Genomic DNA, 19,408 nt, shown 5'->3' with positions numbered 1-19,408 from the left:
TAAATTAAGCTTCTTCACTGTTAAAAATATATTTTGCTGCGAATGCTGCAATAGCACCACCAACTAATGGTGCAAGAATAAATACCCAAAGTTGTGAAAGTGCATCGCCACCGGCATAAAGTGCAGGTCCAATACTACGAGCAGGGTTAACTGAAACCCCTGTAAGTGGTAAACCAACAAAGATAAGTACTGTTAATGTTAAACCAATCACAAAGCCAGCAATATTACTGTTACCAAATTTTTCACTCGTAACCATCAAAATAATAAAGATGAATAAGAATGCGAATAAGGCTTCAACGAAAAATGCCATACCACCAGGAATTGTTGCATAACTATTTGAACCAAAACCATCAGCAACTTTTGATGTATCTGTCATTGATGAAATAATCATCTTAACCACGCTAGATGCTACAATCGCACCTAAGATTTGACTAACCCAGTAAGCAACCATATCAGTCAATGACATGCGCTTGTTGATGTACATTGCTAATGAAACAGCAGGATTGATGTGTGCACCTGAAACAGGTCCAATAGCATAAACCATCAATGTAATAGCTAAACCAAATGCAAGTGCAATAACAAGTGGGCTACCGTTACCTAACGTAACTGCCCCTGTACCAAATAATACCAAGAAAAATGTGCCGATAAATTCAGCAATATAATTTTTATAATTCAATTTTAAATCCCCCTATATTAGTATCTCTTAATTATACACATAACCATAAACTCATTTCAATTATTTTTTTATTTTTAATTTTTGAATTAAAACCCATGCTGTAATTGGAACCGCTAGAATAACACCTATAATAGAAAATAAAATCATTATTAATTCTGCAACAAAAATTTTATCATTTATAATATCTGCGAATGTAGCATGCGTCTGTACTAATAAAATAAATAGCGCTAAAAAGCCACCAAAGAAACCAAAAAATAGTGTATTAAACGTTGTTCCAATAATATGTTTACCAATACTAATACCAGCTGCGTATAACTTTTTTAAATCAATTGTTGGTGTTTGTTCAATAATCTCATTTAAGCCAGCCGAAATTGCAATCGCACCTTCAGCAATTGCGCCTAAAGTACTAAAAATAGCTGTTGAAATCGCTATTTGCATAAAATTAGCGCCTACTAATAACGAAAATGCTTCTATTTCTTCACTATCTTCTGCACCAAAACCTTGAACTGCAGCAAAATGTTCAACTGGAATAATCAAAAGAACGAGAATAACCAGAACAATTAACGAAGCATAAAAAGCAGTTTCAGTAACTTGCACATTATCATCACCAAGAAAAATCGTAATAGCTAAAATAATAATGCCATTAATTAGGGTCACTGCTACCGGCGGAAATCCTCCCGTAATTAAAATAATCGTAAAAAATAACATGATAAAATTAAAAAATAAGCTTAAAAATGAACGAACACCATTCATTCCTCCAACAATGACCATTAAGACAAATAAAATGGCACTTAACCAACCAATTGTAATCATAATGTGTCATCCCCTTTGATTAATCGACTTGCAAAAAAACTTGCGACAGGTATCGCAATGACAATCCCAATACCGCTGATTAATGTTTGGACAACTCCTAAAGCCATGGTCCATGAAAAAGTATAGCCAATTGTATTGGTCGTTCTAAAGTACAAAACGGCAAGTGGGAAAATGTCAGCAATAAAAATTAAGAATAAGACGTTAATTAATGGTCCCATAATCGATTGTCCAACCTCACGTCCAGATTTAAAAAGTTCTTTCGATGAAATAGTTGGTTGTTCTTTTTTTAATTGAAATAGTGTTGCAACGATATCTGTCGATTCATCCATGACAGCCCCTAGAGAACCTAGTAGTGTGGCAGCAAGGAATAGTTCCTTTGGCGCTTGCGTTGCATAAGATAGAGCTTCGTAATGCATCCCTTGATCATTTGTCAGTTTTAAAATAATGACACTAATGATTAACGATAAACTAGTTCCCGTCAAAGTTGCCAATAACGTGACCAGCATCTGTCGATTAAAGCCAATTACCAAACTCAAGGTCAGTACTGCAAATATTAGAGCAATACCTGCGAAAATCCAAAAGAAGTTCGTAATATTAACGAATATTTCAAATTTAATGGCTAAAAAGAAAATAATCATATTTAAGACGATACTTAATACAGCAATCATGCCACTAAACTGCATAAATCCTACCAGCATACTAACGGCAATCCAAATTAATATGGCCACGACGACATCTCGTTTGAACCCATCAATAATACCAGTTAATCCACTTTTATGAGGATTAATCGTTACAAATACTTGATCATTTTTCTGGTATTTTTGATCATTTGCGCGAGATGAAGAATATGTATTTGGTAGTCTTATTTTTTGCCCTTTATACTTACCATTCATCACAGTTCCAAATAATTTTTGTTTAGTCTGTGTATCTTTATTTTCAAATTCATCTGTTACTTTTTCAGTTTTTTCATCCTTAACCTGTGTTATTTTAACAATCGTATCTGAATACAGTGCTTGATCAAATTTAACACCTATTACGAGTATGCCACCGATAATAATCGTTAGAATTAAAATAATGTTCTTCTGAAGTAACTTTTTCATGGGTTCACACCTCATTTATTATTAATACACTTCCACCAGTTTAACATTTTACAACAAAAAAAGTCCGACCAAAGGCCAGACTTTAATCTATCTTATTTTAACTTTATAAAGCTTTGAAACAGCTAACTATTATCTACTTAATAGACATGTCACGATAAAATAATGTCGTTCCATATGGGTTAATGTGTAATCCGGATGCATCTGGGTTCAATAAGTAGGCCATTGCACCTTGGAAAACAGGTACTGTATAAGCATCTTCTTCGACCAATTGCTTTTCAGCATCAATCAAGCTATTCCAACGTTTCGTTGGATTTGTTGCAAATTCATTTTTAGACTGATCGATATCTTTTAAATATTGTGCATTTTTGTAATCGGTATTTAAATGATAAGCGCCACCATCATTAATAAAGTTAATTGGATCAGCATAATCTGGTGTCCATGTCCCATAAACGATATCAAATTGGTAAGCCGTTGTTGCTGCTAATCGCGATTTAATTGGAATATTACGTGCGTTAATTTTTAATCCAGGTAAGTTACTCTCTAACTGCGCTTGCAAGTATTCAATCACTTGTTTAGCTTCTGGCGTATCAGAACCCAATATTTCAATTGTTAAGTCCTTCTTACCGATCTCTTTAAGTCCTTTTTCCCATTCTGCTTTAGCTTCTTTTTTATTAAAAGCAAGCAAGTCTCCTGCTTCTTTACGGTAATCTTCCCCATTAATCGGATTTGACACAAATTTAGCTGGGACGATTCCATTTAATGCAGATGAACCATCATTAAGAATTTTGCTAGCTAATAATTTTTTATTAAATCCTAGCGCAATTGCTTTACGAATATGTTTATTACCAGTTGCCTCACGCTTAGTATTAAAACCTAAATAACCAATCATTGGTGTTTTACGTGTTGCGAACCCTTTTTCATTCTTATATTGTTTAACATAATCATTTGCTAACATTGAGAAATCAATCTTCCCTGTTTGATATAACTTGCCAGCAGTTGCACCATCTTTAACAACTTGAACGTCAACTTTAGCTAACTTAACTGATTTAGCGTTCCAATAACTGGTATTTTTAACATATGACCATTTGTTATTAGTTCCTTCCCAATCAGTTAATTTATAAGGACCATTCACAATCATATGTTGTGAATCCGTTGCATATTGACTACCTTGTTTTTTAACGTAAGCTTCATTTTGAGGTACAAATGGTGCACCCGTTAATACTTCTGGTAAATAGCTAATTGGTTGTGCCAGAGTAACTTCTAATGTTGTTTTATTCAGCGCTTTAACACCTAACTTATCAACGGCCATCTTGCCATTTCGGATAGCAAACCCATTTTTAATAATATCAATTCGTTGTGAATTAGGTGATGCTGTTTTAGGATTTGCTAGTTTTTGCCAAGCGTAAACAAAGTCATTTGCTGTAACAGGAGTCCCATTTGACCAGTTCTCAGCTCTTAATTTATAGGTGTAAACTGTTTTTGCTTTGTTAACCGTCACACTTTTTGCTGCAGCTAACACTGGTTTATTTTTTTGATTATACGTATACAATCCTTCATAAACGTTTTGTATTGCTTCAACACTAAATGTATCACTGTATTTAGTAGAATCTAAAGTGCCTAATTGATCAGTTACAGCCACTTTTAATATGTTATCGTCTTTCGTCGCTGTTTTTGAACAAGCAGCTAGCACCCCTATAAACATGATACTTAAAACTACCGCAATTTTCCTTCTCACTTTAGACACTCTCCTTTTTTAGTTACCTTAATGTGATTAACTTTACCTAGTTACTTATTTTTTGTCAATAAAGACGTATCATTTCAACCAACTTTACATTTAAGCTATACTTAACCCAGTGTCTTACTCAATTCTGAAAGGAAGTTTTTGACTTATGAAAAATAATCAATTTGCTAACTATACACCTACTTTTGAGACACAAATAAAAGAACTTAAAGCTATTAATTTGTATATAGCCTCCGAAACCAATCCTACACATTTATTTGAACAATTACTCAATAAAATTCTCATCGACTATCAAACAATCGGTGCGAAACAACAAAAAATGATGTCCTTATTAGCGACAGAATCCATTTCTGTTTATGAATTTTTTACTACAAAAAAGGAATTAACACCTGTTATCTTTTATAATGTTGCATTACAGTTACTAGAATTTGAAGTCGATGTCGATTTCAAAATTGATGACCCATTTACGGCAATGGCTAAAATTCAGTTACCTTCTATTGAAATTATTGAATCCGTTAATGATTTTTGGTCCGCATGGTATCTCTTACTGACAACACATACCAAAAATGGCCAAGTCTTCACAGATACACTAGCAAATAAAGGGTACTTTGTTTCATTTTATAAAGATGCGAAACCTTTATTTTTCAATGGAAAAGCGCAACCTGTTTTTGATACAACTAAACTGATTCGTGAAGTCGTCTACGTTGAAGCCCCATTAGATACTGACCAAGATGGTCAACGTGATTTATTAAAAACAGAAATTTTAAGACCACTAGTTACATCCGGACTAAAAGTACCTATTCTTTATACAGCAAGTCCTTACAATCAAGGCACAAATGATGATTCTGAATTAATGCGCAACGTTGATATCCCGCTTACCGAAAAACCAGTTACTGAATTAACTGAATCTGATATCACCTATAACTATCAGAAATCCAACTTACCCGAACCACGATCAATCCTCTCAGAATCAACAGAAACTGAGCAAACCTTTAGCCGTGAATCTTCGTATACATTCAACGATTACATGCTAGCTAGAGGATTTGCAATCGTCTATGCAGCTGGTATTGGTACTCGAGAATCAGATGGTATTCGTACTTGTGGGAGTGTTGAAGAAACGGTATCAACCGTCGCCATTATTGAATGGCTAACGGGACATCGGCAAGCATTCACAAATAAACTCGATAATCGATCAATTAAAGCCACTTGGAGTAATGGTAACGTTGCTATGACTGGTAAATCTTACCTTGGTACGCTTGCTACTGCAGCTGCAACAACTGGTGTATCCGGCTTAAAAACAATCATTTCTGAAGCCGCTATTTCAAGTTGGTATGATTATTATCGTGAAAATGGACTAGTCGTCGCGCCTGAAGCTTGCCAAGGTGAAGATGCAGATGTTTTAGCTGCGCTTTGTTTAAGTCGCCAAAAAGATGCCGCCGACTACGCTAATATTCAAGACTACTTTGACAAAGTTATGAATCGATTATCTATAGGACAAGACCGTGCATCTGGTAATTACAATAAATTTTGGGATGAACGTAATTATTTAAACCAAACTAAAAATATCAAAGCAAATATTGTTATGGTCCATGGTTTAAATGATTGGAACGTCAAACCTCGCCAAGTTGAACAACTTTGGCAAGCATTACGTCCTTTACCTATTGTTAAAAAATTATTCTTACACCAAGGTAAACATATCTATATCAATAACTTTCGCTCATTAGATTTCACTGATATGATGAATTTATGGTTATCAAATCAACTTTATAATATCGAAAATGGTGCTGAGACACTTATTCCCAATGTCACCATACAAGATAACCTAGAAGCTGAAACGTGGCACACTTATGATGATTGGGCAGACCCGGATTCTCCTACCCAATCCTATCATTTCCAACAAAATAAATTAACACAATCAGTCACATCAGATGCTCACCAATTTGCTACTTTCAAAGATAACTTACCAACTGACCTTTTTAACAACTACGTCAGAGATAATCATCTTTGGAATCAAGCTTTAGTTTCAACTAAAGAAACAGAAATGGCTAAAAATAGAATCCAATTAATCTCAGAACCATTAACAGAACCGCTGTTTATTTCCGGTTCTGCTCACATAAAATTGTCTGTTGCAGCACTACAAACAAAAGGGCTCATTAGTTGCATGCTTATCGATTATGGTGAAGAAAATAGACTCACCCCCGTGCCATCCATTCTCAAACGAAAATCTTTAGATATGGGATTTCATTGGCGTGAAGATGATTTGGTTGAATTTACTAAAAATCCCACAAAAACTCCTTGGAAAATGATTTCCAAAGGTCATATCAATTTACAAAATAGGACAAATCGTTATCAAAATGATTCTGTCCTTCCAGGAACTTTCAACACAGTAGATTTTGATTTACAACCAACTGCCTATCACATTAAGGAAGGTCATCAGATTGAATTAATCATTTACGCAACAGATTTTGGGATGACTTTACGAAATAACGATTCAGATAGTTATACTATTAACTTAGCTAATTCGCGTCTTAAAATTCCTTATCAATCTGTTAGTACAGTATCATTATTCTAAATAAAAAAGAAAATCATCAAAAAAATTATTGATGATTTTCTTTTTTTATTTATCAATATCTACGTATTAAGTAATGAGACAATTCGCACACAAAAATAACTTTAATAAATCCAACAATCAAAAATGGTAAAATACCTATTAAAAATGCTTGTTGCATCGAGGTTTGTTGGTAAACCATTAACCAGATTGCTCCTAAAACTAATTGCACACTAGCACCTAATAAATTCCCCATGTACAACTGCCAACGACCATTACCATACCATTTTAAAAACAGCCCCGTTAAGATAATATAGGCTAAAAAACCAAATAAATAACCACCTGTTGGTCCAATTAAAGAAAAAAGTCCCGAATGAAATCCAGCAAAAACTGGGATTCCTATTAATCCTAATAGGAGATAAATGCCCACCGCTTTTAATCCTTCTTGAACCGGTCTCAAACTCGATAATAATCCGATAAAAATGGTTTGTAACGTTAACGGGATTGGCCCCAATGGAATGGTTAACTGGGATAAAACACCCAAAACGGCTGCTAACTCTGCTGCTATAATTAATTGTTTTAACTGTTTATTTTGTCCCATTTGTTAAGCCTTCCACATTCACCTTTGTAATTTCACCAGCCATATAAGTCGTTATTTGCCCATTTTTATCTCTCAATACCAACTGTCCATCATCTTTAATTGTTTCAACTGTACCAATAATTTCTTGATGACCACTTTTTAAAGTAACTGTCTGTCCAATAACTAGTGACCGTTTACGATAATCATTCATGAAGTCACCATTTTGGTAATTCTGATAGATTTGGATAAATTGATTGGTAATTTCAGCAATCAACTCATTCCGTGTGACATTATTCGATTCATCAATTAATGAACCCACTTTATCTTGTAACTCTGGAGATAATTTTTTAAGGTCTGTTTTAAAATCTAGCCCAATCCCTATAACTAAGCTTGTCACTTGCTGCGTTTCAAAATCTGTGACAGCCTCCGTTAAAATCCCGCAGACTTTTTTATTTTGATAATAAATATCATTCACCCACTTTATTTGTGGTTGAATTTTCAATTTATTTTCTAAAGCATAACTAACCGCCATGGCAGTTGCTGTCGTTAGCTGACCAACATCTTTGATAGGTTGATCAATTCTCAATAAATAACTGATATAAATCCCAGTCTCTTCTGGTGATTCAAATGTTCGACCAAATCGACCATATCCTGCTGTTTGACTATTGGCCACTATTAACAGTGGACCCTGTATATCGGGCTGGCTTGAACGCTCTTTCGCCAATACATTGGTAGATGTCACTTCATCAAATAATTCAATTTGCATCATGTCAGTTGTTAAATAAGATTGAATTAGTTGTGCGTTCAACTGATTACCATCATTTAGACTATATCCTTTTTGTGGAATCGTCTTAATGTCAAAACCCTGCTCTTGTAAACTCTTAATAGCCATCCAAATAGCAGTTCTCGAAACGCCAAGTTTTTCAGCCAATAGTTCTCCCGAAATAATAGTATCTTGTTGTCCAGCTAATATTTTTAGAATACTGTCTTTAGTTTTCATTTTACACCGTTAACCTTTTAATTTTATTAGTTAACATAACTTTAAGCTAACTCACTAAAATATGCAACTAACACTCTTAAAAAAATACCATCCTCACTTTCATTCTGGTAAATAATCATAAAAGTGCTATGATTAATCTATTCTTAAGAAATTAGGTGGATTAATATGGCATACGGAACGAAAATTATTACGTTAGATAATGGTTATCATCTCTGGACTCATACTGAAGGACAAGGTGATATCCAACTACTTTGTCTACATGGTGGGCCTGGTGGTACACATGAATATTACGAAAATTTTGCTGAAAAATTAGCACCTCTTGGCGTTCAGGTTTCAATGTATGACCAACTCGGTTCATGGTATTCTGATCAACCAGATTTTACTAAACAAGAAAATGTTGATAAATTTCTTAATATTGATTACTTCATTGATGAAGTTGAAGAAGTCCGTATTAAATTAGGTTTAGATAACTTCTACCTAATTGGTCAATCATGGGGTGGTGCTCTTGTTCAAGAATACGCCTTAAAATATGGTGACCATTTAAAAGGTGCTATTATCTCAAGTATGACTGATGATATTAACGAATATTTAGCAAACGTTAATGCTATTCGTGCTAAAGAATTGGATGCTGATGCGCTTGCCTACATGCAAGAATGTGAAAAAAATAACGATCTTGATAATGACCGTTACCAAGGTTATGTCGATATTTTAAATGACGGCTATGTTGATCGTAAAAAGCCAGCCCAAATTTCTCATTTAGTAAGCACAATGGCTGAACCCGTTTATAATTACTTCCAAGGTAACAATGAATTCGTTGTGACTGGTAAATTAAAAGACTGGTCTACTCGTGACCGCATTAAAAATATTACTGTCCCAACATTAATCACATTTGGCGAACATGAAACAATGCCTTTAGCAACAGCTAAAAGAATGTCAGAAACAATTCCACATGCTCGTCTTGAAACAACTCCTGAGGGTGGTCATCATCATATGATCGATAACGCTCCTGTTTACTTTGATCATTTAAGTACCTTCTTATCAGATGTTGAAAACGACAATTTTAAAGATTAAATTAAAAAATACCACCATTGATAACTACTATCAACGGTGGTATTTTTTTATCTCTTAATCGTGTAACATCATTGCATTAATTGCAACAACAATTGTACTTAACGACATCACAACTGCACCCACTAATGGACTTAAAATAAAGCCAATTGGTGCTAAAACGCCGGCAGCCAATGGTAATGCAATAATATTATAACCTGCACCCCACCAAAGATTTTGAATCATTTTCAATCTTGTGTTTCGACTTAATTTCAAAAATTTTATGATATCCATCGGATTACTTTTAACTAATATAACGTCTGCAGAGTCGACAGCAACATCCGTACCTGAACCAATTGCCATCCCTATTGTTGCACTTGCTAAACTAGGCGCATCATTAATACCGTCACCAACCATGATAACGTTATGTCCTTCGCCCTCTAACTGACTAACAATTTTAGCCTTATCTTCAGGCATTAAGTTAGCACGAACATCTACAATACCTAGTTTTGCACCAACTTTATCAGCAGCTTGTTGATTATCACCAGTTAACATAATCACTTTGATATTCATTTTTTCTAATTTTTCGACTAAACCAAATGATTCTGGTTTAATTTGATCCCCTTGAGCAACATACCCAATCACTTTTTCATTTTGAATTAAATAACTAATTGAATCTCCTTCGTTGTCAGAAGCCATTTCATCCGTTAATAACTGTTGTTTATTAACATAAGCTTCAGAAACAATTTTGAATGCATCATCGTTAATATGTCCTTCTAATCCAACACCATTAATTTGTTGTGTTTCACTTGCAGTTGGAATCTCAATTTTTAAATCTTCTGCTTTTTGAATGATTCCTTTACCCAAAGGATGTGTCGATCCACGTTCTAACGACGCCATCAATCCGATAATTTCTGATTCAGAAAACTGATCAGTAAATGTTTTATATCCGGTTACCACGAAATGACCTTCAGTTAAAGTTCCTGTTTTATCAACAAGTAATGTGTCAATTGTGTGTGCAACTTCTAGCGCATTTCTATTTTTGATTAATAAGCCATTTTTAGCTGATAAAGAAGTACTTCTCGCAACAACTAATGGAATGGCTAAACCTAAAGCATGTGGACAAGCAATCACTAGAACAGTTACAAGAATTGATAATGCCTGACTAAATGTCCCTGTAATTAACCATACAATGAATGCTAAAATACCAACAGTCATGGCAGCATAAAATAAATATCCCGCAACTTTATCAGCTAACGTTTCCGTATCTGATTTTTCTGACTGCGCTTTTGTGACTAATTTAACAACTTGAGCTAAGTAACCTGTTTCACCAGTTCCCGTTACAGTCATTTGGATTTCTCCATTACCATTAACTGATCCACCAACGACTTCATCATCTACTACTTTTTCAACTTGTTTCGATTCACCAGTTATCATAGCTTCATCGACGCTTGTTTTACCAGAAATAATTGTTCCATCAGCTGGAATCGTTTCATTTCCTTTAACTAACAGAATATCTCCAACATGAACATTTGTTAAATCAACATCTTCAATTTTTTTATTTTCTCTAACGATATGTGCTTGTTTAGGTAAGAGTTGTGCTAATTTTTGAACAGCATCTCCTGCTGACATAACAGCGTTCATTTCAATCCAATGACCTAACAACATAATGACAATTAACGTTGCTAACTCCCAGAAGAAATCCATAACATGATGACTTGGATCTACAAGATTATTCATCACAACAGCATATAAGCTATACAAGTATGCCACACTAATACCCATTGCGATTAAGGTCATCATTGCTGGCTTTTTATCTGCAAGCTCCATCTTTGCACTATCTAAAAATGTTTTACCGCCATAGAAAAATAATCCAGTACCAATAAGTGCTACAACCCAATCAGATCCAGGGAAAGTAAACTGTAAGGGTAAGTTAATCCCCATCATAGGTGTCATTAAAACAATAGGAATTGCTAAAACTAAAGAAATCCAGAATTTCAATTTTAGATTTCCCATATGCATCATGTGCCCACCCATGTTCATTTGATCGTGGTCCATTCCTTCCATATCCATGTGATCCATACTCATGTGGTCCATATTTTTCATATCCTTATGATTCATATTCATGTGATCCATTTCTTTCATATCTTTGTGATCCATTTATACCGCCTCCATTAATTTATATTTTTAGTTTACACTTGTAAACTTAGATAGTCAAATAATTTATCTGTTACAAAAAAAATGTCAAAGAGATAAATATCCCTTTGACATTTTTATATAATCACATAAACATTTTAGTTAATTTACAATTCTATGCATCTTTACCAATTGTTTTACGACGGTTAACTTCTTTTTCAGCAAGTACATCGGAATCTTTAAATCCAAAGACCCAAGTACAACCAAATGCTACGATTATTGTAACAATTGATGCAATCCAAAAGTTAATTTCGTTACTCATTCCTCCACCAAACTTTAAAGGTGTAAAGAATGAAGGGAATCCGATTAATGAACCAGTAAATCCGTACATATTAACGTTTAATAGTCCGGCTACTAATCCACCAACTGCACCACCAATATTAGCTGCTAAGAAGACACGCCCATATTTTAAGGTAATCCCATAAATAGCTGGTTCTGTAATACCACTGAATGCTGCAATAACTGCACCACCAGATAATTCTTTAATGTTAGCCATTTTTGATTTAATCATAACTGCCATTACAGCAGCACCTTGAGCTACCATTGTAATTGAAACAATTGCATTTAAGTAGCTGTAGCCTTTTGAAGCAATATCGTTTGCGATTAAAGGAACAACTGCCCAATGTAAACCAAAGATAACTAAACATTGATATAATCCACCAATAACAAAACCTGCAATTGGGTAGTTTGCTGTTAAAATTGTGTTTAAAATAATAGAAATACCTGTACTAATTAACGTAATAATAGGTCCAACAATAATGATAATAGCGGCCGAAACGATCATAACTTCTAACAATGGTACAAAAATCATTCGTAAAACTTGTGGAATAACTTTTTTGAGTCCTTTTTCAACATAATGTGCTAACCATGCTCCAGCAATAATTGGGAAAATACTGTAAGTATAGTTAACCATATGAATTGGAATCCCAAATAAGTTAGTATTTAATGACATCCCCAAAAGTTGTCCAAACACTTTTGTTCCTGTTGCAATACCAAAAAGTGAAGGATATACCAAGACACCACCAACAATAGCCATAATAATTGGATCAGATTTTAACTTCTGTGCAGCTGTGAATCCAACAATAATAGGTAAGAAATAGAATGCTGAATCTCCCATGGCTGATAAGAAAATGTAAGTCTGTGATGTGGCTTCTGTCCAACGAAAATCGACAGCCATTTGAAGTAATCCTTTTAAAATACCACTAGCAGCCAATAATCCAATTACTGGCATCATAGAACCTGTGATAACACCAATCAAAGTATTAAATCCAGCATTCAATTTTCCACGGAATGTTGTTGGTTTTTCCTCAGCTGGTGCATCATCGGCAGCATCGACCTCGCCACCTGCGTATGATGTTCCTAATTGTGCAATAACTGCATCATAGACATCAGTAACAGCTGGTCCAATAACAACTTGATATTGTCCAACAGCATGACGAACATCAATTACACCTGTTAAATTTTTAATCACTTCATCGTCTGCTTTACTTTCATCAACTAAGTAAAATCGTAACCGCGTAATACAATGGATTAAACTCTTAATATTCTCTTTACCACCGACTTGTTTGATAATGTCTGTAGCTAATTGTGTGTAATCTTTTGCCATAACTATTCCTCCCCTTTTGCAGTACCAGATCCCACTTCCGTGCCACCTTCAAAAGGTTGTGGTTCCGATAATGTTAATTTGTCTAATTTATCTTGTGTATTTGTAATTACTACCATTAAAACATTGTCTAATTGTGCTTCAGAAACTTGTGTTAAATCCATAGTCCCAAGTAATTCACCACCATGAACACGAGCACCTTTTTTAATATTAATATCAAATGGTGCACCTTTTAAATCAACCGTATCAACACCCATGTGTAATAAAATTTCAAGTCCATTATCCATCGTGAATCCGATAGCATGTTTTGTTGATGCAACCAATGTTATAGTTCCAGATACTGGACTATAAATTTCCCCTGCGGTTGGTTTAAATCCGAAGCCATCACCCATTAATTTTTGAGCAAAAACAGAATCGCTCACATTTTCTAAATCAATTAACTCCCCAGTTGCTGGTGCGTAAAACTTATCATCATTTACCTTTTGTTTTCTTTTAAAAATCGACATTGTTCTCTCCCCCATTTTTTTTAATTTATTTAACTAGATTCGCTTACAGCGATTAAGCGTTTTCAAGTTATCCTTATAATAAACCTGTCTATACAGGATGTCAACGCTTTCTTTTCTTTTAAATTAACATTTATATATACTTGTATAGACTAGAATGTTTATGTTAAAATAACCTTATCATTGGAGGTGACTATTATGACGAACCAAAATAAACATTTAGGTATTTATCAAGATCTTGTCACTAAAATCACACATAATATTTACGCATCAGGAACATTCCTACCTAGTGAAATTCAATTGAGCCATTTATACGGTACTTCTCGCGAAACAATTCGAAAGGCTCTCCAAAATTTACTAACCAATGGCTATATTCAAAAAATTCGAGGCAAAGGATCGCTTGTTTTAGATATTCAACGATTCGCTTTTCCCGTCTCAGGTATTACTTCATATGAGGAACTGAATAAGTCTCTTCAAATGAATTCGGAAACACAAGTTAGACAGTTACTTGTCACAACTATTCCTATAGAGAGTTTTGCACCTAAGTCTGTTGTTGGCGATAAAGCGACATTTATTGAACGTCTACGACTTGTTAAAAATGAACCCAGTGTTATTGATCGTGACTACATACTTTCAGATATCGTACCTGAGATACCTTTAGCAGTTGCCCAAAATTCGCTTTATGATTATTTTGAAAATAAATTAGGCTTAGAAATCAGTTATGCTATTAAAAAAATTACAGTTGAACCAGCAGATACAACTATCCAAAAATTATTAAACATTCCAAAAACAGAATCTGTTGTTGTCATAAGAAGTGAAACCTATTTACAAGATAGTCGTTTATTTCAGATTACCGAAGCTATTCACCGCTCAGATCGTTTTAGTTTTGTTGATTTTGCACGACGGACGAAGAAAATATAACTAATAGGAGAATAACGATGACATTTGAAGATAAAATTATTTATCAAATTTACCCAAAATCATTTTATGATAGTAACAATGATGGCCTGGGCGATTTACAAGGGATTATCGCTAAAATACCTTATTTAAAACAACTCAATATTGATATGATTTGGTTTAATCCTTTTTTCATATCACCACAAAATGATAATGGCTATGATATCTCAGATTATTATCATATTGATCCTAAGTTTGGTACTATGGCTGATTTTGATGAACTTGTTACCAAGCTAAAATCTGTAGGCATCGATGTCATGATGGATATGGTTTTTAACCATACATCAACTGAACATGAATGGTTCCAAAAAGCGCTAAAAGGTGATCCAAAATATATGGCTTACTATTATATTCGTGGAGCAAAACCAGATAGCTCGCTTCCAACTAATTGGGATTCTAAATTTGGTGGTCCTGCATGGGAAGCTTTCGGAAATACGGGTAAGTACTACCTTCATCTCTACGACCCAACTCAAGCAGACTTAGATTGGCATAATCCAGCAGTTCGAAAAGAAATGGCCAAGATTGTTAATTTTTGGCGCAACAAAGGTGTTAAAGGTTTCCGATTCGACGTTATCAATGTCATCGGTAAAGATGTCAATTTACTTGATGCACCTTATGGTACTGATAGTAGACTTATGTATACAGATAAAAAAATAGTTCATCAATATCTACAAGAACTTAACGAATCTAGTTTTGGTCAAGACCCTGATGCTGTGACCGTTGGTGAAATGTCTTCTACTTCAATCGATAATTGTATTGAATACACGTTAGGCAAAAACAACGAGTTATCAATGGTCTTTACCTTCCACCATTTAAAAGTTGACTATACCCATGGAAATAAATGGACGACGATGCCTTTTGACTTTATGAGTTTAAAAAACATTCTAAATGATTGGCAATTAGGTATGACAGCTGGTCATGGTTGGAACGCTTTATTTTGGAATAATCATGATCAGCCTCGTGCTATTAATCGTTTTGGTGATCCCGTCCATTTTCGTGAAAAATCTGCCGAAATGCTAGCGACAACTATTCATTTATTACGTGGAACGCCTTTTATTTATATGGGAGAAGAAATTGGGATGAGCGATCCTCAATATCAGCATTTATCTGATTATAATGATATTGAAACCAAAAACATTTACCCAACATTATTAGCGAAAGGACTCAGTGAAACTGAAGCCTTAGACATTATTCAAGCAAAATCTCGTGATAATAGTCGTACTCCCATGCAATGGAATAACTCTGAGTATGCAGGGTTCTCAGCTGAAAAACCATGGTTGATGCCAATGAATCAGTCTATCGTCAACGTTCAAAATGAATTAGTACGCGGCGAAATATTTAATTACTATCAACAACTAATTAAATTACGTAAGACTCTGCCAATTGTCTCTGTTGGTGATTATCAACCTCTTTTAATGGACGATACTCAAGTTTTTGCTTACCAAAGAATACTAAAAAATCAACGTTTAATTGTTTTAAATAATTTCTATGGTACAACGACAACGATTACTTTACCTGCATTTACCGGGGAAATATCAACTGTCATCAATAATTATCCAACCGATATCAAATTAGAAACAGCTATGACGTTAGCTCCATATCAGTCAGTTGCCTTTTTGATTGACTAACTAAAATAAAGCAGCCTTGCAATTTTAAATTGTAAGGCTGCTTTATTTAGAACTTATTAAGATTAATCAAAGTAGATTTTAAAAGGACTAACTGGAATATGGTTTTCGTTCCATAAGCCGGCAGAAGTTACATTTGCATATGCATACTGTAAGCCAATTGATTCTTCTTCTAATCGAATCTTGATATCATTTGTACCTAAATCAATCACTGCAGGTTTTAAAACATCCCCTGGCATGATCCATTTTAAATCAATATCATTTGTTGTTTCAAGTTGTTCACAATTTGAAAAGTTAAGACGCATTTGTTTTACATCAGCTGAAATTTCAGATAATTGTGGACTTGTTTGCATTTCATCGAATTTACCAAAATTAGAATATAATTCGATTACACGATAACCTAATTGTCTTTTACTACTTGGATGAATCTCGTTAGCTGAATCTTCATCCATAGCTGTAACTAAGTAAACCCGATTTTCTGTTGCTGCAAACTTTTGTTGTGCATCGCGAATTTCAGCCCATGAATTAGCTATCTTATGATTATATTGTGGTAACTGAATAATATAAGTTGGTAATTTATTTTGTTTAAGCGTTTTGCGCCATTCACGGATTAATTTTTTCAAAAGTAACCCATAATGTTTTGTATCTATTCCTGCATCTCGTTCACCTTGATACCAAGTTAACAATTTAAATCGGTAAGGACCCACTTGTGATAACATCGTATCGTATAAATTATCGGATTCTTCTAAACTTGGAATTTTAGTATCAACATAAGCTGCTTTTAAAGTCTCGTTATTTATTAGTGTACTTTCTGATACCCAACTTGCAGCTGAAGTCCCATTTTTAGCACATAATACAAGGCCAATTGGTGTGTATTCATCATATTGACGAACCTTCTTAGCCATATAATAGCCTAATGCTGTAACGTTACCAATATTTTCTTCATCAACAATTTGCCATGGATTTTCTTCTGTTGATTGCTTTTCAGGTATATTGATAAAACGTAAATTCATCATTGGCATTGTTTTATTATGATCAAATTCATCATCTTTAGCCATTTTGAAGTTAGCATTTGATTGTCCAGCAATCAAGAATACATCTCCAAATTGTACGTCGCGTAAAATTATTTTATCTGTTCCTGATTTAACTAGAACGGTCACAATTGTAGGTGCTAAAAATGAGATACTTTCAATTAAAAAGTATCCTGTATCATCAGCAATTCCTGTTTCAATTGTATCTTCGCTACCGCCCATTGAAATCGTTACAGTTACTTCTTGATTGGGTTCTGCATAACCAAAAAAACGTGTTGTCTGATCTTGTTGCATAACCATATGATTAGTAAATAGTGGTGCTAATCGCAATGTTGTTGCCACTGTTAAACCCTTCTTTCTAGTCGCTGTCCATTAAGTATCCTTTACAATTATAACATAAGATAAGCCTCTATCGACTTTTTATCAAATGGATTAGTCAGCTACTTTGACTATTATTTAGTTGTTTGTCCTAGCTATTTTGAATAATAGTTGCTAGAATAAAGACAGTCAAAACAGTGTAAAATCGCCGGGTTTTACAAAAATAATAGTTATCACATCCAAGAGGCCATTTTTTAATGAAGGATGTTGGTACCTATTTTTTATTGTCCATTATTATAAGATTATAAAAAATAGGTACCGATAAGGAGCTCAAAATGAATAATCAAACGGTTTCTATCCGTCGTGAACTTTCAGGTTACGTCACACGGAACGTTTTAAGTACTTTAGGTTTATCTGTGTATCTTCTGGCAGATACATATTTCATTGCTAATGCGGTTGGAACAACTGGTTTAGCGGCTTTAAATATTGTATTACCCCTCTTTAATTTATTAAATGGCGTCGGGTTGTTACTCGGAATTGGTGGTGCAACTTTATTTTCTATTTTAAAGATTAAGGATCAAAAAGCGAGTCAAAAAATTTTCACACAGGTTTTAATTGTTGGGATTATTTTCGGCCTAGCTTTCTCAGTCTTAGGCTTTTTATTCATGAAACCTTTACTCTATTTTTTAGGTGCAAACGCAGGAACTTACAAATTAGCTGCTGAATACCTAACTTATATTTTGCTAGCTGCACCATTCTTTGCTTGTAATTATCTCGTTTTAAGTTTCATTCGAAACGATAATAATCCACATTTATCGATGGTTGCCATGTTAGTATCTAGTTTATTCAATATCATTTTTGATTATATTTTTATGTACCCATTACATCTTGGTATGGGTGGTGCTGCAATGGCAACTGCTGTTTCTCCAATTGTTGCTTTAGCTATATTAACCTTCCATCGTAAAAAGGAAGGACGTCTTTTAACGCTCCAACGAACGTCTATTCACTTTAAGACAATAAAAAAAGTTGTTCAATTCGGGTTCCCTGTCTTTCTAACTGAAATGAGTACAGGTGTCAGCATTTTTGCTTTCAACCTTGTCATTTTAAGTTTAGCGGGAAATACAGCTGTCGCAGCCTATGGAATTATCGCAAACATCGTCTTAGTCGCTTTATCACTTTTTAATGGTGTTGCCCAAGGAATTCAGCCTTTACTCAGTCGAGAATTTGGAATTCGGAATTGGCCAGAAGTTAAGCAAATATTACGTTTTGGGTTAATTGTTAGTTTTATTATTGGCACAATTTTATACCTTACATTGACCTTTGAAAAAGATCCTATTATTGCATTATTCAATAATAGTAACAACCAAGAGTTAATCCATTATGCTGAAATAGGCATTCCAATCTACTTCTTAAGCTTATTTGGATCATCCCTTAATGTTGTGTTTAGCATGTTTTTCTCAGCGATTGGCGAACCCAAACATGCACTTATTCTAGCTATCTTGCGCGGTTATGTCTTACTACTAGGCTTATTATTTATTTTTGCCCACTTCTTCAACTTAACTGGTGTTTGGGTTGCTTTACCCGTCACAGAATTAATCATTGTCGTCATCAGTACTGTATTCCTATTCAGTTTCTTTAATAAACAAATTAAAAAACAATAAAAAGAAGGT

13 protein-coding genes and 1 pseudogene are annotated in these 19,408 nt (G+C 34.2%); 5 read left to right on the top strand and 9 right to left on the bottom strand.

The genetic code is table 11. From position 1 onward, the window contains the following. Window positions 1-4: 4 nt before the first annotated feature. The 4 genes from AC1RP1_RS01260 to AC1RP1_RS01245 all read right to left on the bottom strand — a co-directional run bounded on the left by AC1RP1_RS01260 (window position 5) and on the right by AC1RP1_RS01245 (window position 4,324). Window positions 5-676, bottom strand: coding sequence for an MIP/aquaporin family protein (locus AC1RP1_RS01260; RefSeq protein ID WP_481760937.1), 672 nt, complete (start codon window positions 674-676; stop codon window positions 5-7). A gap of 60 nt (window positions 677-736) precedes the next feature. Beyond that, window positions 737-1,489: a YibE/F family protein gene (locus tag AC1RP1_RS01255; protein WP_481760938.1), complete on the bottom strand. Its 753-nt coding sequence runs from the start codon at window positions 1,487-1,489 to the stop codon at window positions 737-739. Then, window positions 1,486-2,589, bottom strand: a complete 1,104-nt coding sequence (locus AC1RP1_RS01250) for a YibE/F family protein (RefSeq protein ID WP_481760939.1) — start codon at window positions 2,587-2,589, stop codon at window positions 1,486-1,488. The genes AC1RP1_RS01255 and AC1RP1_RS01250 overlap by 4 nt, the downstream gene beginning before the upstream one ends. A 133-nt stretch (window positions 2,590-2,722) precedes the next feature. Further along, entirely contained in the window at window positions 2,723-4,324 is a 1,602-nt protein-coding gene (locus tag AC1RP1_RS01245) for a peptide ABC transporter substrate-binding protein (RefSeq protein ID WP_481760940.1), read from the bottom strand. Window positions 4,325-4,478: 154 nt separating this feature from the next. Here AC1RP1_RS01245 and AC1RP1_RS01240 point away from each other — a divergent pair, with 154 nt between their 5' ends. Further along, window positions 4,479-6,902 (top strand): Xaa-Pro dipeptidyl-peptidase, encoded by a 2,424-nt coding sequence (locus AC1RP1_RS01240; RefSeq protein ID WP_481760941.1) that lies wholly within the window; start codon window positions 4,479-4,481, stop codon window positions 6,900-6,902. Between the two features lie 52 nt (window positions 6,903-6,954). Here the strand turns inward: AC1RP1_RS01240 and AC1RP1_RS01235 are convergent, their stop codons facing one another. Both AC1RP1_RS01235 and AC1RP1_RS01230 read right to left on the bottom strand, forming a co-directional pair. Continuing rightward, window positions 6,955-7,479: a biotin transporter BioY gene (locus AC1RP1_RS01235; RefSeq protein ID WP_481760942.1), complete on the bottom strand. Its 525-nt coding sequence runs from the start codon at window positions 7,477-7,479 to the stop codon at window positions 6,955-6,957. Next, the gene (locus tag AC1RP1_RS01230; protein ID WP_481760943.1) at window positions 7,466-8,458 is read right to left on the bottom strand and encodes a biotin--[acetyl-CoA-carboxylase] ligase; all 993 of its coding nucleotides are present in this window, start codon (window positions 8,456-8,458) and stop codon (window positions 7,466-7,468) included. Before AC1RP1_RS01230 ends, AC1RP1_RS01235 begins: the two co-directional genes overlap by 14 nt. Before the next feature lie 165 nt (window positions 8,459-8,623). On the opposite strand from AC1RP1_RS01230, the gene AC1RP1_RS01225 reads away from it, so the two are divergent. Then, entirely contained in the window at window positions 8,624-9,529 is a 906-nt protein-coding gene (locus AC1RP1_RS01225; protein WP_481760944.1) for a proline-specific peptidase family protein, read from the top strand. A 54-nt stretch (window positions 9,530-9,583) separates the two neighbouring features. Here AC1RP1_RS01225 and AC1RP1_RS01220 read toward each other — a convergent pair whose 3' ends face one another. Together AC1RP1_RS01220 and AC1RP1_RS01215 are read right to left on the bottom strand one after the other, a co-directional pair. Next, window positions 9,584-11,611: a copper-translocating P-type ATPase gene (locus AC1RP1_RS01220; protein ID WP_481761140.1), complete on the bottom strand. Its 2,028-nt coding sequence runs from the start codon at window positions 11,609-11,611 to the stop codon at window positions 9,584-9,586. A 205-nt stretch (window positions 11,612-11,816) separates the two neighbouring features. After that, window positions 11,817-13,810 (bottom strand): annotated as a pseudogene (locus tag AC1RP1_RS01215) (PTS sugar transporter subunit IIABC). 195 nt (window positions 13,811-14,005) lie between these two features. On the opposite strand from AC1RP1_RS01215, the gene treR reads away from it, so the two are divergent. After that, a complete protein-coding gene (gene treR, locus AC1RP1_RS01210) occupies window positions 14,006-14,728 on the top strand; it encodes a trehalose operon repressor (RefSeq protein ID WP_481760945.1) in 723 nt (240 codons plus the stop codon). A gap of 17 nt (window positions 14,729-14,745) precedes the next feature. Next, window positions 14,746-16,392 carry an alpha,alpha-phosphotrehalase gene (gene treC, locus AC1RP1_RS01205; protein ID WP_481760946.1) on the top strand — a complete coding sequence of 549 codons (1,647 nt, stop codon included), beginning with the start codon at window positions 14,746-14,748 and terminating at the stop codon, window positions 16,390-16,392. A 62-nt stretch (window positions 16,393-16,454) separates the two neighbouring features. On the opposite strand, the gene AC1RP1_RS01200 is transcribed toward treC, so the two are convergent. Next, on the bottom strand, window positions 16,455-17,762 hold the full coding sequence (locus AC1RP1_RS01200; RefSeq protein WP_481760947.1) for a sialate O-acetylesterase: 1,308 nt from the start codon (window positions 17,760-17,762) through the stop codon (window positions 16,455-16,457). 311 nt (window positions 17,763-18,073) lie between these two features. Here AC1RP1_RS01200 and AC1RP1_RS01195 point away from each other — a divergent pair, with 311 nt between their 5' ends. Further along, window positions 18,074-19,399: an MATE family efflux transporter gene (locus AC1RP1_RS01195; RefSeq protein WP_481760948.1), complete on the top strand. Its 1,326-nt coding sequence runs from the start codon at window positions 18,074-18,076 to the stop codon at window positions 19,397-19,399. Window positions 19,400-19,408: the final 9 nt, after the last annotated feature.

This window comes from Dellaglioa sp. CoH-56-MRSF-13, from assembly GCF_056782095.1.
Note: the sequence above shows the minus strand (reverse complement) of the source record. Positions and strands in the feature narration are given on the sequence as shown.

What these genes read in the sequence shown, in the direction of transcription:
- AC1RP1_RS01235 (WP_481760942.1), bottom strand. Translation starts at nt 7,479, where the DNA reads ATGGGACAAAATAAACAGTTAAAACAATTAATTATAGCAGCAGAGTTA.
- AC1RP1_RS01240 (WP_481760941.1), top strand. Translation starts at nt 4,479, where the DNA reads ATGAAAAATAATCAATTTGCTAACTATACACCTACTTTTGAGACACAA.
- AC1RP1_RS01250 (WP_481760939.1), bottom strand. Translation starts at nt 2,589, where the DNA reads ATGAAAAAGTTACTTCAGAAGAACATTATTTTAATTCTAACGATTATT.
- AC1RP1_RS01230 (WP_481760943.1), bottom strand. Translation starts at nt 8,458, where the DNA reads ATGAAAACTAAAGACAGTATTCTAAAAATATTAGCTGGACAACAAGAT.
- AC1RP1_RS01225 (WP_481760944.1), top strand. Translation starts at nt 8,624, where the DNA reads ATGGCATACGGAACGAAAATTATTACGTTAGATAATGGTTATCATCTC.
- AC1RP1_RS01220 (WP_481761140.1), bottom strand. Translation starts at nt 11,611, where the DNA reads ATGAAAAATATGGACCACATGAGTATGGATCACATGGATATGGAAGGA.
- treC (WP_481760946.1), top strand. Translation starts at nt 14,746, where the DNA reads ATGACATTTGAAGATAAAATTATTTATCAAATTTACCCAAAATCATTT.
- treR (WP_481760945.1), top strand. Translation starts at nt 14,006, where the DNA reads ATGACGAACCAAAATAAACATTTAGGTATTTATCAAGATCTTGTCACT.
- AC1RP1_RS01255 (WP_481760938.1), bottom strand. Translation starts at nt 1,489, where the DNA reads ATGATTACAATTGGTTGGTTAAGTGCCATTTTATTTGTCTTAATGGTC.
- AC1RP1_RS01195 (WP_481760948.1), top strand. Translation starts at nt 18,074, where the DNA reads ATGAATAATCAAACGGTTTCTATCCGTCGTGAACTTTCAGGTTACGTC.